Genomic DNA, 14,037 nt, shown 5'->3' with positions numbered 1-14,037 from the left:
CCCATGGCACCAAGGTCGAACGAGCCGCGCCGGGACACGGAAGTGCCCCGGCGCGGCTCGTCCCGGTCGGCGGCCGGTCGGGACAGCCAGGGCCGGGGCACCACCGGCGACGGGGACGCCCCCGAGCGACGGCTCGGCGGGATCTCGGACGCGCGGTCGTACACCCCCCGGGGCCGTACGGTGCGCGACGCCGGCCGCCCGGACCGCAGCGCGGATCCGTTCCGGCCGGCGCTCCAGGTGCTCGACGGCGGGCGCAAGGGGCCGGTCCGGCGTACGCCGACCCAGCCGGCGCGCGGATCGGACCGCGCCGGTGGCCGGGACGACCAGGACGGTACGGCCGGCCGGGCGGGTCGGGACGGCACCGGCCGCGCCGGCTCGGGCCGGGCCGCCGGCCGCGAGGGGGCCGGCCGGACCGCCGGTGGCCCGGAACGTGGCCGGACCGGCGGGAACCGGGCGGTCCGCGGCCCCGGTGTCGCGCCGGCACCACGCCGTGGCACCGGCCGCACCGCCACCGACCGTAAGCAGCCGGTCCGGCCGCACCGCAAGCCGCGGCCGCCGAAACTGGCCAGCCCGAACCGGCGGCTGCGGTTCGGCAGCTTCCTCGCCCTGACGCTCTTCGCGGTCATCGGCATCCGGCTGATCGTCATCCAGGTCGTGGACACCCCCGCGTACGCCGACGGCGGGCTCGCCGGCCGGCTCAGCAACCCGGTCGTCATCCCGGCACCCCGGGGCACCATCTACGACCGGGACGGCGCGGTGCTCGCGCACAGCGTCGAGGCCCGGTACGTCTACGCCGACCCGACCGAGGTCACCGACCCGGCCGCGGCCGCCGCCGCGCTGTCGCCGCTGCTCGGCATCCCGAAGTCGCAACTGCTGCCGCGGCTGGTGCCGCAGAAGCGCCCGGACGGGAACGAGTCGCAGTTCGAATACCTGGCCCGGGGCGTCGACATCGACACCGCCAAGCAGATCACCGGGCTGAACATCGCCGGCATCGGGATCCACCGCGACGAGCGGCGCGAGGTGCCCGGCGGCGACCTCGGCGCCAACCTGATCGGGTTCACCGGCGACGACATGCACGGCCTGGAGGGCATCGAGGGCCGGTACGACGACGTCCTGCGCGGGGTCAACGGCGAGCGGATCTTCGAGATCGGGGGCGGCGACCTCAACAAGGCGATCCCGGACGGCTACCTCAAGGAGACCGACCCGCAGCCGGGCAGTTCCCTGGTGCTGACCATCGACCGCGACCTGCAGTTCGAGGTCCAGCGCATCCTCAGCGAGGCGATGGCCCGGGTCAGGGCGACCACCGGCACCGTCGTCGTGATGGACATCCGGACCGGCGAGGTGCTCGCCCAGGCCAGCCATCCGACGTACGACGCGGCGAACTGGAAGCCCAGCAAGCCGACCGACCGGGAGGACGTCGCGACGAGCTTCGTCGTCGACCCGGGTTCGGTGCACAAGCCGATCGTGTTCGGGGCCGCGCTGGAGGAGGGCGTGATCGCGCCGGACGGCACGCTGCCGGTGCCGGCGACCATCAACAAGGGCGGCACCACCTACCGCGACAGCCGCAACGCGCAGGGCGCCCAGATGAGCCTGGCCGGCATGATGGCGTACTCGTCCAACGTCGGCACGATCATGCTCGCCGACCAGCTCGGACCGCAGCGGCTCCACGACTACCAGCTCAGGTTCGGGCTGGGCAAGCCGACCGGTGAGGGCATGCCGGGCGAGGCGGCCGGCCGGGTGCTCGATCCGAAGGACTGGAACGGCTCGTCGCCGGGCTCGATCCCGATCGGGCACAGCGTCGACGTCACCCCGCTGCAGATGACCGCCGTCTACGCGGCGATCGCCAACGGCGGCACCTGGGTGCAGCCGAGCCTGATCCGCGAGACGGTCGGCCCGGACGGGACCCGTACGCCGGCGGCGGCGCCGGAGACCCGCCGGGTGATCAGCCCGGAGAACGCGGCCGCGCTGCGTACGGTGATGGAGGCGGTGACGACCGTGCCGGGCGCGACCGGGCTCAAGGCCGCCATCCCGGGCTACCGGGTGGCCGGCAAGACCGGCACCGGTTCGCGGGTGGTCGACGGCCGGTACGCGCCGGGCGAGGTCGCCTCGTTCATCGGGATGGCCCCGGCCGACAACCCGCGGTACGTGGTGTCGGTGTTCGCCCACACCCCCGGCGGTGGTGGCGGCGACATCGCGGCGCCGACGTTCAAGGACATCATGGCGTTCACGCTGCTGCACTACCGGGTGCCGCCGACCGGCACGGAGCCGCCGGAGTTCGTCGTCTTCCCGAAGTAGCCTCCGTCGTGGTCCACCGGCCCGGTGGTCCACGACGGCCGGCGGCCGGTGCCCGTACCGACTTGCACCCGATCGGTGTTTTGCCGGGCCTGTGGTGGTGATACTGCCTCGTCCGATACGCGTACCGGGACGTCGGCCCGCCGGTGGCGGCGCTCCCGCGCGTCCCGCAACGCCGAAGGAGGGCCCGGGTGACCGCACGAACCACCGGGCCGGCTGTGCCGCCCGGTCGACCGGACGGGGTAGGGTCTACCGCCGTGCCCGGCAATCCGCGACCCCACACCGTCACTTCCCAACGGCTGGCCGGCCTCGCCGCGCTGCTCGGCGTCACACTCCCCGACGGCGCCGCGGCGCTGACGGTCACCGGGGTGACGCACGCCAGCGGCGACGTGCTGCCCGGCGACCTCTACGCCGCCCTGCCGGGTGCCCGCCGGCACGGCGCCGAGTTCGTGGCCGGCGCGGCGGCGGCCGGCGCGGTCGCCGTACTCACCGATCCGGCCGGCGCCCCGGCCGCCGCCGCGGCGGGCCTGCCGGCGCTGGTCGTCGACGACCCCCGGGCGGTGCTCGGCACGGTCGCCTCGGCCGTGTACGGCGATCCCACCAGTGACCTCGTCGTCATCGGCATCACCGGAACCGCGGGCAAGACCTCGACCGCCTACCTTGTCGAGTCCGGGCTGCGCGCCGCCGGCCACGTCACCGGCCTGATCGGGACCGTCGAGACCCGGCTCGGCGACCTGACCGTGGACAGCGTCCGCACCACGCCGGAGGCCACCGACCTGCACGCGATGCTCGCCGCCGCCCGCGAGCGCGGCGTGACCGCACTGGTCATGGAGGTGTCCAGCCACGCGCTGGCGATGGGCCGGGTCGGCGGGGTCCGGTTCTCGGTCGGCGGCTACACCAACTTCGGCCAGGACCACCTGGACTTCCACGCCGACAGCGCGGACTACTTCGCCGCCAAGGCGCAGCTCTTCGACGGCCGGTGCGGGATCGAGGTGCTCAACCTCGACGACCCGGCACTGCTGCCGCTGCACAAGCCGGCCACGGTGACCTACTCCGCCGCCGGTGACCCGGCCGCGACCTGGCGGGCGACCGACGTCAGCGGCACCGGCTACGAGCAGCGGTTCGTGGCCCACGGACCCGGCGGGGTCGCGGTCGACGCCGGGGTGGCGCTGCCCGGCCGGCACAACGTCGCCAACGCCCTGCTCGCCATCGCGGCCCTGGCCGCCGTCGGCGTCGACCCGGTCACCGCCGCCGCCGGCGTGGCCGCCTGCCGTGGCGTACCCGGCCGGCTGGAGCTGGTCGACGCGCCGGGCCCGGTGCGCGGCGTGGTCGACTACGCGCACAAGCCCGACGCGATCGTGGCCGTCCTGGCCGCGCTGCGCGACCTGGTCGGCGGCGGGCAGGGTCGGCTGATCTGCCTCATCGGTGCCGGCGGCGACCGGGACCGGGGCAAACGTACGGTCATGGGCGCGGCCGCCGCCCGCGGCGCCGACCTGGTCCTGGTCACCGACGACAACCCACGCTCGGAGGACCCGGCGGCGATCCGGGCCGAGGTGCTGCGCGGCGCCGCCGAGACCGGCTCGGGCGCCCGGATCGTCGAGGTCGCCGGCCGCCGGGCCGCGATCGACGAGGCCGTCCGGTTGGCCGAGCCGGGCGACGTGGTCGCGCTGCTCGGCAAGGGACACGAACGCGGTCAGGAGGTCGCCGGGGTCACCCACCCGTTCGACGACCGGGTCGAGTTGGGCGCCGCGCTCGCCGCCCGCTTCGGACACCTGGTGGGGCAGCGATGATCCCGCTGACGCTCGCCGAGCTGGCGGCGGCCGTGGACGGCCGGCTGGTCGGCGCCGACGGCACCGCGACGGTCACCGGCACCGCCGAGTACGACTCCCGCAAGATCGGGCCGGGCGGGCTGTTCGTCGCGTTCGTCGGGGCGAAGGTCGACGGCCACGACTACGCGGCGCGGGCGGTCGAGGCCGGCGCGGTCGCGGTGCTCGGCACCCGGGAGGTGCCCGGCGTACCGATGATCGTGGTCGCCGACCCGCTGACCGCGATCGCGGCGCTGGCCCGCGTCTCGGTGCGCCGGCTGCCGGATCTCACCGTGGTCGGGGTGACCGGTTCGTCCGGCAAGACGTCGACCAAGGACCTGATCGGCCAGCTGCTGGCCCGGGTCGGTCCCACCGTCGCGCCACCCGGCTCGCTCAACAACGAACTCGGGCACCCGCACACCGTGTTGCGCGCCGGCCCACAGACCCGGTACCTGGTGCTGGAGAAGGGCGCCCGGGGGCCGGGACACATCAGCTACCTGTGCGGGATCGCCCCGCCGACCGTCGGTGTCGTGGTCAACGTCGGAGTGGCGCACATCGGCGAGTTCGGCTCGGTCGAGGGAATCGCCGCCGCCAAGGGCGAACTCGTCGAGGCGCTGCCCGCCGACGGGCTGGCCGTGCTCAACGCCGACGACCCGCTGGTGCGCGCCATGGCCAGCCGTACGGCGGCGCGGGTGGTGCTCGTCGGCGAGGCGGCCGACGCCGACGTACGCGCCGAGGACGTGACGCTGGACGAGCGGGGCCGGGCGGCGTACACGCTGGTGACCCCGGACGGGCGGTATCCGGTGCGGCTCGGGCTCAGTGGCCGGCACCAGGTCGGCAATTCGCTGGCCGCGGCGGCGGTCGCCCGGGCGGCCGGGCTGCCCGACGCCGAGCTGGCGGCGGCGCTCGGCGAGCTGCGGCTGGTCTCCACCCGCCGGATGGACGTGTTCGACCGGCCCGACGGCGTGACCGTCGTCGACGACTCGTACAACGCCAACCCGGCTTCGACGTCGGCGGCGCTGCGCGCGCTGGCCGCGATGGGCAAGGACCGGCGCACCGTCGCCGTGCTCGGCTTCATGGCCGAGCTGGGCGAGCAGGAGCGTTCCGGTCACGAACAGGTCGGCCGGCTGGTGGCCGAGCTTCAGGTGGACCGTCTCTACGTGGTCGGCGGGTCTGCCGCGCCGATCCACGAGGCGGCGACGGCTGATCCGAGATGGGGAGGAGAGTCGGTGCTGGTGGCCGATCAGGAAGCGGCGGTCGGGCGGTTACGTGACGAACTGCGCGCCGGTGACGTCGTCCTGGTGAAGGGTTCGCGTTACCAGACCTGGGACGTGGTCGACGCGCTGCGCGTGACCGGGGGAGCCCCGGCGTGAGAGCGGTCATCGTCGCGATCGGCGTGGCGTTCCTGGTCTCGCTGTTCATCACCCCCGTCGCGATCAAGGTGTTCACCCGGTTGAAGGCCGGGCAGCCGATCCGGTCCGACGGCCCGCAGATGCACCTGGGCAAGAAGGGCACGCCGACGATGGGCGGGGTGGCCTTCATCGTGGCCACCGTCATCGCGTACGTGGCCGGGCACCTCGCCCTGACCACCCTGCCCGACCAGCAGATCTTCCAGGTCGGCCCGACCATCACCGCGCTGGTGCTGCTCGGCCTGCTGGTCTTCTCCGGCGCGGTTGGGTTCCTCGACGACTTCCTCAAGGTCCGCAAGCGCAACAGCCTCGGGCTCAACAAGCGCGGCAAGCTGATCGGGCAGATGCTGGTCGGCGCCGTGTTCGGCGTCATCGCCCTCTACTTCCCCAGCACGAACGGGGAGACCGTCGGCAGCACGACACTGTCGTTCGTCCGCGACATCGACTTCCTCGACGTCGGCAAGGTCGCCTCCGTGATCATCTTCATCTTCGTGGTGATGGCGGCGACCAACGGGGTGAACCTGACCGACGGCCTCGACGGCCTGGCCACCGGCGCGTCGGTGATGGTGCTCGGGGCGTACGCGTTCATCGCCTTCTGGCAGTACCGGCACTGGTGCGCCGACCCCAACTACGTGACCCGCGAGGACATCTACTGCTACGCCGTCCGCGACCCGCTGGAGATCGCGCTGATCGCCGGGGCGGCCGCCGGCGCGTGTGTCGGCTTCCTGTGGTGGAACACGTCGCCGGCCCGGATCTTCATGGGCGACACCGGGGCGCTCGGCCTCGGCGGGCTCATCGCCGGCATGGCGATGTCCACCCGTACGGTGCTGCTGCTGCCGATCATCGGCGGGCTCTTCGTGATCATCACGATGTCGGTCGTCATCCAGATCATCTCGTTCCGCACCACCGGCAAGCGGGTCTTCCGGATGTCGCCGTTGCAGCACCACTTCGAGCTGGCCGGCTGGAGCGAGGTCAACATCGTGGTCCGCTTCTGGATCATCGCGGGGATCGGGGTGGCGATCGCGCTCGGCCTGTTCTACAGCGACTTCCTGACCGCCATGGGCTGACCGGGCACGGATGGGCGATTCGCCCCGACACGCCCGGCCGGCGGCAACGCCGCCGGGCGGGCGGCGAGCGCCCATGATGAGGCGATGCGGCAGGACGGGAGGGCCGGGCGATGACGGGAGAGCGTCCGCCGGACGGCGACGAGGCGGTGCCGGCCGTCGACCGGGCCGGCCCGCCACGGGCCGGGCAACCCGGCGGGTCGCCGGGGGCCGGACAGCCGGCCGCCGGGCCGGAGCGCGCCGGGCAACCGGCCGGCGGGCCCCGCCGGGCCGGACCGCCCGCCGGGCCACCGGGGCGCGGCGTCGACCTCTCCGGCGGGCTCGCCGCCCTGCGCGGCCTGCTGGCCCGGCCGCTCGCCTCCTACTACCTGCTGCTGTCCAGCGCCGGACTGCTGCTGGTCATCGGCCTGACCATGGTCTACTCGGCGACCAGCATCAGGTCGTTCGCCGACGTGGGCAGCGCCACCGCCACGTTCGCCGACCAGGCCGTTTTCGCGCTGATCGGCCTGGTCGCCTTCTGGGTGTGCCAGCGGCTGCCCGCGCGTACATTCCAGGCCCTGGCGATCCCGGTGCTCGGTGTGGCGCTGACCCTGCTGGTCATCCTCGACGCGCTGCTGGCCCTCGCCGCGCTGGGGCTGCTCGAGGAGTCCATCCTGGGACCGCTGGAGGCCGACCGGCTCTGGCTCTTCATCGGGCCGGTCGGGTTGCAGCCCTCCGAAGTGGCGAAGTTCGGCATGGTGCTGTGGGGCTCCGACGTGATCGCCCGCAAGGGGGCGGCCCTGGGCTGGTGGCGGGAGCTGGCCATGCCGCTCTTCCCGGTGGTCGGCCTGCTGTTCGTGCTGGTCGGCTACAACGACCTCGGCACCATGCTGTGCCTGCTCGCCGTGGTGGTCGGCCTGCTGTGGGCGGCCGGCGTACGGCTGCGGATCTTCGCCACGCTGTCGGTGCTCGGCCTGGCCGGGGTGGGCCTGCTGATCGCGGCGGCGTCGCAGGGCGGCGGCTCGGACGGGGAGGGCGGCAACTACCGGCTCGACCGGCTCACGCTGTTCTTCAACCCGCCCGACGACTGCAGCCTCGACCTGTGCTACCAGATGATCCAGTCCCGCAACGCGCTGGACACCGGCGGCTGGTTCGGGGTCGGCCTGGGCAAGGGCAGCCTGAAGTGGGAGTGGCTGCCGGCCGCCGACAACGACTTCATCTTCGCCATTCTCGCCAACGAGCTGGGCGTGGTCGGCTGCTTCGTCGTGCTCGCCCTGTTCGGCGTGCTCGCGTACAGCGGGATGCGGATCGCCCGGCGGGTCGAGGGGGACTTCCGGCGGCTGGCGGCGGCGTCGGCGACCACCTGGTTGATCAGCCAGGCGCTGATCAACATCGGTGGCGTGGTCGGCCTGATCCCGCTCACCGGCGTGCCGCTGCCGTTCATTTCCCGCGGCGGCAGCGCCCTGCTGGTGACGCTGGCCGCGATCGGCATGCTGGCGTCGTTCGCCCGCGCCGAACCGGACGCCGCCCGAGCTCTGCATGCCCGACCACCGGCCCGATGGGTACGACTACTCTGGGCCCCGTTGCCGCCGCTTCCCGCCGGGCGCCGCGCGGACCGATCGTCCGCGCCCACCGCCCGGAGCACCGGTTCCGGTGCCAGGCGGGGTGCCGATCCGGGCGCCACGAAGCGGCGCGACGGCGACGCCCGGCCTAAGCAGGGCGGCACGGCGCGGCCGCGCGCCGGTTCGGGCAGCGAGAGGAGACGTTGATGGGTCAGCTTCGGTCGGTCGTGCTCGCCGGAGGTGGCACCGGGGGACACATCTACCCGTTGCTGGCCTTCGCCGACTGCCTGCGCCGACACGACCCCAACGTCCGGATCACCTGCGTCGGCACACCCAAGGGCCTGGAGAACGAGTTGATCCCGCCGGCCGGCTACGACCTGCGGCAGATCCCGGCCTACCAGCTGCCCCGGTCGATCAACGTGAACCTGATGCGTACCCCGGACCGGATGTACAAGGCGGCCCGCGCGGCGGGCAAGGTGATCGAGGAGGTCCGCGCCGACGTGGTCGTCGGCTTCGGCGGGTACGTCTCGGTCCCGGCCTACCTGGCCGCCTGGCGGCGCGAACTGCCGATCGTCATCCACGAGGTGAACGTGCCGCCGGGGGTCGCCAACCGGCTCGGCATGAAGTTCACCAAGCACATCGCGGTCGGCTTCCCGCACCAGCCGGTGCAGGCCGAGTCGCTGCGCAGTGCCCGCGTCGTCGGGGTGCCGCTGCGGCGCGGCATCACCGGCCTGGACCGCTACTCCCAGCAGGCGGCCGCCCGGGCGCACTTCGGGCTGCGGCCCGACCTGCCGGTCGTCTTCGTGTCCGGCGGGTCGCAGGGCGCCCGTTCGATCAATCTGGCCGTCGCCGGCGCGGCGAAGGAGTTGGCCCGGCACGGGGTCCAGGTGCTGCACGTGATCGGCGCCCGGAACGAGCCGGTGTCGGTGCCGACCGATCTGCCGGTGCCGTACGTGACGCTGCCGTACCTTTCGCAGATGGAGCTGGGTTACGCCGCCGCCGACCTGATGCTGTGCCGGGGCGGTGCGATGACCTGCGCGGAGGTCGCCGCGATCGGCCTGCCCGCCGTCTACGTTCCCTACCCGCACAGCAACCAGGAGCAGAAGCGCAACGCGCTGCCGGTGGTCGAGGCGGGCGGCGGCCTGATCGTCGACGACGCCGAGCTGAGCCCGGGCTGGATCGAGAGCAACCTGCTGCCGCTGGTCCGCGATCCGCGCCGGCTCGCCGCGATGGGCGCGGCCGCGTCGGCGTACGGCCGGCGGGACGGTGACGAAGCGCTGCTCGACTTCGTTTACGAGGCAGTGGCCTGATGGGCCTCGTTCCACGAGGCGGCGGCCTGACGGGCCCCGTCGCACGAGGCGGCGGCCCGGCGGGCGGGGCGCCGCGACACGGGAGGGTTCGGCTGTGAACATCGTGGAGACCGGCGCGACCGGCACCCTGGCCGCCGAGGATCTCGGCGCCATCCACCTGATCGGCGTCGGCGGGGTCGGCATGAGCGGCCTGGCCCGGCTGCTGCTCACCCGGGGCATGGTGGTGTCCGGCAGCGAGCTGCGCGAGTGGCCGGCGCTGGCCGCGCTGCGGGCGCTCGGCGGCACGATCCACATGAGCCATGTGGAGTCCAACCTCGACGGTGTCGACACGGTCGTCTACTCGACCGCGATCCCGCAGGACCACCTGGAGCTGGTCGAGGCCCGCCGGCGTGGCCTGCGGGTGCTGCACCGCTCCGAGGCGCTGGCGGCGACGATGACCGGCCGGCGTACGGTCGCGGTCGCCGGCACCCACGGCAAGACCACGACCACGTCGATGATGACGCTGATCCTCCAGCACGCCGGCGAGGATCCGTCCTTCGTGATCGGCGGGGAGATCTCCGAGGTGGGGTCGAACGCCCACCACGGCACCGGCCGGTACTTCGTCGCCGAGGCCGACGAGAGCGACCGCTCCTTCCTGCGCTACCGGCCGTACGTCTCGATCATCACCAACGTCGACGCCGACCACCTCAACACGTACGGCGACCTCGCGGGGCTGGAGGCGGCGTTCGTCGAGTACGCCGAACTGACCGACCCGGACGGGTTCGTGGTGACCTGCGCCGACGACCCGGGGGCGCGGCGGCTGGTGGCGACGCTGCGCGGCCGGGGCCGGCGGGTGTTCACGTACGGCACCGCCGCCGACGCCGACCTGCGGCTGACCGAGGTCGTCTCGTCCGTACAGGGGGTCCGCTACTTCGCCCACCTCGACGGCGTGTCGCTGGGCGAGATCCGGCTGCCGGTGCCCGGCCGCCACATGGGCCTCAACAGCGCGGCGGCGCTGCTCGCCGCCCGCAAGCTGGGGCTGCCGCTGAACGCGGCCGTCGAGGCGCTCGCGACCTTCCCCGGCGTACGCCGGCGGTTCGAGCGCAAGGGCGTCGCCGGCGGCGTCCAGGTCTACGACGAGTACGCGTACCACCCGATCTCGATGACCGCGGCGCTGCACACTCTGCGTGAGGTCGCCGCCGGCGGCCGGCTGCTCGTGGTGTTCCAGCCGTACCGGGTCTACCGCACCCGCGACCTCCAGGCCGAGTTGGCCGCCGCCCTGTCGCTCGCCGACGAGGTGATCGTGCTGGAGGTGTTCGGCCCGGGCGAGGTCCGCGAGCCGGGGGAGGGTGGCGTGGCGTTGACCGCGGCGGTCGACCTGCCCGACACGCGGAAGGTGTTCGTGCCGTCGTGGGAGGAGGTCCCGGGCGAGGTGGTCCGCCGGGCCCGCGCCGGCGACCTCGTCGTCACGATGGGGGCCCCGCCGATCTCGCTGATGGGTGACGAACTGCTCGACGCGTTGGCCCGGCCGGCCGCTGACGCCCCGGCCCCCGACGCGGGATGACCGGAGCGGCCGGCCGCGGGCGGCCCGGCGGTCCGGCGGCCGGCGGGCGCGACCGTCAGGGTGATCCCACCCGGCGGTGGCGGCTGGTGCGTGCCGGCAGCGACGCCGTACCGCCGTCGGTGCGGCGGTTCATGCGCCGGGCCCGGCAGCGCCGGCTGCGCGCGGCGCTGCCGTGGGCGGTCGCCGGTGCGGTGCTGGCCCTGGTCGGCCTGTCGGTCTGGGTCGTCTACGGCACCGGCGTGTTCGGGGTACGCGACGTACGGGTCAACGGGACCGACCTGCTGACCCCCGACCAGGTACGCGCCGCGGCGGCGGTCCGGTCCGGCGCCCCGCTGGCCGGCCTGGACACCGGCGCGATCGAGCGCCGGGTCGGCGGGCTGGCGCAGGTGGAGCGGGTCAGCGTGTCGCGGGACTTCCCGGGCACGGTGGTGGTCGACGTGGTCGAGCGCACCCCGGTCGCGGTGGTGCCGCGCGGCGAGGCGTTCGTGGTGGTCGACGCGTCGGGTGTGGTGTTCCGCGAGCTGCCGGCACGGCCCGACGGGCTCCCGCTGGTGCGGGTGGCCGAGCCGGGGCCGGACGACCTGGGCACCCGCGGGGCCCTGACGGTGCTGACCTCGCTCACCGACGCCCTGCGGCAGGGGCTGGTGGAGGTGGTGGTGGACAGTCCGGCGCGGATCCGGCTGCTGCTGGCGGAGGGGCGTGAGGTGGTGTGGGGCGACGCGACGGACAGCGCGACGAAGGCGGACGTGGCGACCGCGTTGCTGGCCCGCGAGGGCGACGTGATCGACGTGAGCGCACCCGACGTGGTCACGATCCGCTGAGCCGTCCGGTCCGATATCCGACTCACACCTTGGCGACACGCCGCGCAGGTCCTTGGTTGCGGGCGCACCTCCGCCTACGTTGCCGATGAGGATCAGTAGTTGACATAACTGTAAGCCTCTAGTAGAGGGTTAGGGTTTATCCCCTGACCCTTGTCGTACCGAGTGGATGTTGATCGCGGTCTGGCCGGGCCGATCGGCACCCGCCCACCTCGAAGGGAAAGGTCGCCCGATGACTCCTCCGCACAACTACCTGGCGGTCATCAAGGTCGTCGGCATCGGTGGCGGCGGTGTGAACGCCGTCAACCGGATGATCGAGGTCGGCCTCAAGGGCGTCGAGTTCATCGCCATCAACACAGATGCGCAGGCGCTGCTGATGAGCGACGCGGACGTGAAGCTCGACGTGGGACGGGAGCTGACCCGGGGCCTCGGTGCGGGCGCCAACCCCGACGTCGGCAAGAACGCCGCCGAGGACCACCGCGACGAGATCGAAGAGGTGCTCAAGGGCGCCGACATGGTCTTCGTGACCTGCGGCGAGGGCGGCGGCACCGGCACCGGCGGCGCGCCGGTGGTCGCCAACATCGCCCGCAAGCTCGGCGCGCTGACCATCGGTGTGGTCACCCGGCCGTTCTCGTTCGAGGGCAAGCGCCGGCAGGTGCAGGCCGAGGCCGGGATCGACGAACTGCGCAACCAGTGCGACACGCTCATCGTGATCCCCAACGACCGGCTGCTCGCCCTGGGCGACCGGGGGATCAGCATGATGGACGCCTTCCGGCAGGCCGACCAGGTGCTGCTCTCCGGTGTGCAGGGCATCACCGACCTGATCACCACCCCGGGTCTGATCAACCTGGACTTCGCCGACGTCAAGAGCGTCATGAGCGGTGCCGGCAGCGCCCTGATGGGCATCGGCAGCGCGCGGGGCGACAACCGCGCGGTCGAGGCGGCCGAGGCGGCGATCTCCAGCCCGCTGCTGGAGCAGAGCATGGACGGTGCCCGTGGCGTGCTGCTGTCCATCGCCGGCGGCTCCGATCTGGGCCTGTTCGAGATCAACGACGCGGCGCAGCTGGTGACCGACGCCGCGCACCCGGACGCCAACATCATCTTCGGTGCGGTCATCGACGACGCGCTCGGCGACGAGGTGCGGGTGACCGTTATCGCGGCCGGCTTCGACGGCGGCACCCCGGCGTACAAGCCCGCCACCGCGGCGAGCAAGCCGACGCCGCCGGCGCAGCCGGTCTCCGGTGGCGGCGCCGTCGCCCCGCCGCCGGTCAGCCCGCCGCCGGCCCAGCCGCCGCGCCGCGTGCTCTTCGACGACGTGGACGTGCCGGACTTCCTCAAGAACGGATCCTGAGCCGGCCCGATGACCGAACCGACGCTGGGGCGCGAGGAACGCCGCGCCGAACTCGCGGCGGGCCTCGCCCGGATCCGGGCCCGGATCGCCGACGCCTGCGCGGCCGCCGGCCGGGATCGGGGTGAGGTGACCCTGGTCGCGGTCACCAAGACCTATCCGGCCTCCGACGTCGAGCTGCTCGGCAGCCTCGGCGTGACCGAGGTGGGGGAGAACCGCGACCAGGAGGCGGCGCCCAAGGCCCGGGCGGTCGCCGCCGCGGGCGGGCGGGTCACCTGGCACTTCGTCGGCCAACTGCAGCGCAACAAGTGCCGGTCGGTGGTCGGCTACGCCGACGTGGTGCACTCCGTCGACAGTGTCCGGTTGGCCCGGGCGCTGGCCGAGGCGGCGCAACGGCACCGGGACCGGCCACTGGACGTACTGGTGCAGGTCAGTATCGATGGCGATGCGGCCCGGGGTGGCGCGCTGGCGCCGGATCCCGCGGCCGGTGCGGTCGAGCCGGACCGGCTGCTGGCGGAGGTGGCGGCGGCGGTGGCCGGCAGCGGTTCGCTGCGCCTGGCCGGGCTGATGGCGGTCGCACCGCTGGGCTGGCAGCCGGCGGCGGCGTTCGAGCGGTTGGCCGGGATCGCGGCCCGATTCCGTGTCGATCATCCGACAGCGACCGCGCTCTCGGCGGGCATGAGCGCGGATCTGGAGGAGGCCATCGGGTACGGCGCGACACACGTGCGCGTCGGTAGCGCGTTGCTCGGAAAGCGTTCCACGCTGCGGTAGCCTGGCGGCGGACACCAAACTACATCAGTGTTGTTTGGGGACGGGCCTTCTCGATCGGGGGACACGGCCGGTGCTCCGCGGTGACCCGGTCGTGACCGGCCGGCGATCCGTCGACAACCGGTGGTGACGGTTCCGT

The 14,037-nt window shown here is 73.6% G+C and carries 10 protein-coding genes; all 10 read left to right on the top strand.

Translation table 11 applies throughout. The features are described 5' to 3' along the window. The first annotated feature begins 3 nt into the window (after positions 1 to 3). Positions 4 to 2,295 carry a peptidoglycan D,D-transpeptidase FtsI family protein gene (locus Prubr_RS01905; protein ID WP_212820995.1) on the top strand — a complete coding sequence of 764 codons (2,292 nt, stop codon included), beginning with the start codon at positions 4 to 6 and terminating at the stop codon, positions 2,293 to 2,295. A 254-nt stretch (positions 2,296 to 2,549) separates the two neighbouring features. After that, positions 2,550 to 4,082: a UDP-N-acetylmuramoyl-L-alanyl-D-glutamate--2,6-diaminopimelate ligase gene (locus tag Prubr_RS01900; RefSeq protein WP_212820993.1), complete on the top strand. Its 1,533-nt coding sequence runs from the start codon at positions 2,550 to 2,552 to the stop codon at positions 4,080 to 4,082. Continuing rightward, a complete protein-coding gene (locus tag Prubr_RS01895; protein WP_212820991.1) occupies positions 4,079 to 5,470 on the top strand; it encodes a UDP-N-acetylmuramoyl-tripeptide--D-alanyl-D-alanine ligase in 1,392 nt (463 codons plus the stop codon). The genes Prubr_RS01900 and Prubr_RS01895 overlap by 4 nt, the downstream gene beginning before the upstream one ends. Then, complete coding sequence (gene mraY / locus Prubr_RS01890; protein WP_212820989.1) at positions 5,467 to 6,573, top strand: phospho-N-acetylmuramoyl-pentapeptide-transferase; 1,107 nt, start codon at positions 5,467 to 5,469, stop codon at positions 6,571 to 6,573. The genes Prubr_RS01895 and mraY overlap by 4 nt, the downstream gene beginning before the upstream one ends. Before the next feature lie 110 nt (positions 6,574 to 6,683). Next, positions 6,684 to 8,318: an FtsW/RodA/SpoVE family cell cycle protein gene (locus Prubr_RS01885; protein ID WP_212820987.1), complete on the top strand. Its 1,635-nt coding sequence runs from the start codon at positions 6,684 to 6,686 to the stop codon at positions 8,316 to 8,318. Next, a complete protein-coding gene (gene murG, locus Prubr_RS01880) occupies positions 8,318 to 9,421 on the top strand; it encodes an undecaprenyldiphospho-muramoylpentapeptide beta-N-acetylglucosaminyltransferase (RefSeq protein WP_212820985.1) in 1,104 nt (367 codons plus the stop codon). The genes Prubr_RS01885 and murG overlap by 1 nt, the downstream gene beginning before the upstream one ends. Before the next feature lie 94 nt (positions 9,422 to 9,515). Further along, positions 9,516 to 10,964, top strand: a complete 1,449-nt coding sequence (gene murC, locus Prubr_RS01875) for a UDP-N-acetylmuramate--L-alanine ligase (RefSeq protein ID WP_246568221.1) — start codon at positions 9,516 to 9,518, stop codon at positions 10,962 to 10,964. Continuing rightward, on the top strand, positions 10,961 to 11,785 hold the full coding sequence (locus Prubr_RS01870; RefSeq protein ID WP_212820983.1) for a cell division protein FtsQ/DivIB: 825 nt from the start codon (positions 10,961 to 10,963) through the stop codon (positions 11,783 to 11,785). Before murC ends, Prubr_RS01870 begins: the two co-directional genes overlap by 4 nt. Positions 11,786 to 12,014: 229 nt before the next feature. Then, positions 12,015 to 13,133 carry a cell division protein FtsZ gene (gene ftsZ, locus Prubr_RS01865; protein ID WP_212820981.1) on the top strand — a complete coding sequence of 373 codons (1,119 nt, stop codon included), beginning with the start codon at positions 12,015 to 12,017 and terminating at the stop codon, positions 13,131 to 13,133. Positions 13,134 to 13,142: 9 nt separating this feature from the next. Then, on the top strand, positions 13,143 to 13,901 hold the full coding sequence (locus Prubr_RS01860) for a YggS family pyridoxal phosphate-dependent enzyme (protein ID WP_212820980.1): 759 nt from the start codon (positions 13,143 to 13,145) through the stop codon (positions 13,899 to 13,901). Positions 13,902 to 14,037 lie beyond the last annotated feature (136 nt).

The sequence above is a fragment of the Polymorphospora rubra genome (assembly GCF_018324255.1).
Classification (GTDB): Bacteria; Actinomycetota; Actinomycetes; order Mycobacteriales; family Micromonosporaceae; genus Polymorphospora; species Polymorphospora rubra.
The sequence above is the reverse complement of the archived record's forward strand: the minus strand, read 5'-3'. Positions and strand labels throughout refer to the sequence as shown.

Coding starts and splice junctions, on each gene's coding strand:
- Prubr_RS01905 (WP_212820995.1), top strand. CDS start 4: ATGGCACCAAGGTCGAACGAGCCGCGCCGGGACACGGAAGTGCCCCGG.
- Prubr_RS01895 (WP_212820991.1), top strand. CDS start 4,079: ATGATCCCGCTGACGCTCGCCGAGCTGGCGGCGGCCGTGGACGGCCGG.
- Prubr_RS01885 (WP_212820987.1), top strand. CDS start 6,684: ATGACGGGAGAGCGTCCGCCGGACGGCGACGAGGCGGTGCCGGCCGTC.
- murG (WP_212820985.1), top strand. CDS start 8,318: ATGGGTCAGCTTCGGTCGGTCGTGCTCGCCGGAGGTGGCACCGGGGGA.
- Prubr_RS01870 (WP_212820983.1), top strand. CDS start 10,961: ATGACCGGAGCGGCCGGCCGCGGGCGGCCCGGCGGTCCGGCGGCCGGC.
- ftsZ (WP_212820981.1), top strand. CDS start 12,015: ATGACTCCTCCGCACAACTACCTGGCGGTCATCAAGGTCGTCGGCATC.
- Prubr_RS01860 (WP_212820980.1), top strand. CDS start 13,143: ATGACCGAACCGACGCTGGGGCGCGAGGAACGCCGCGCCGAACTCGCG.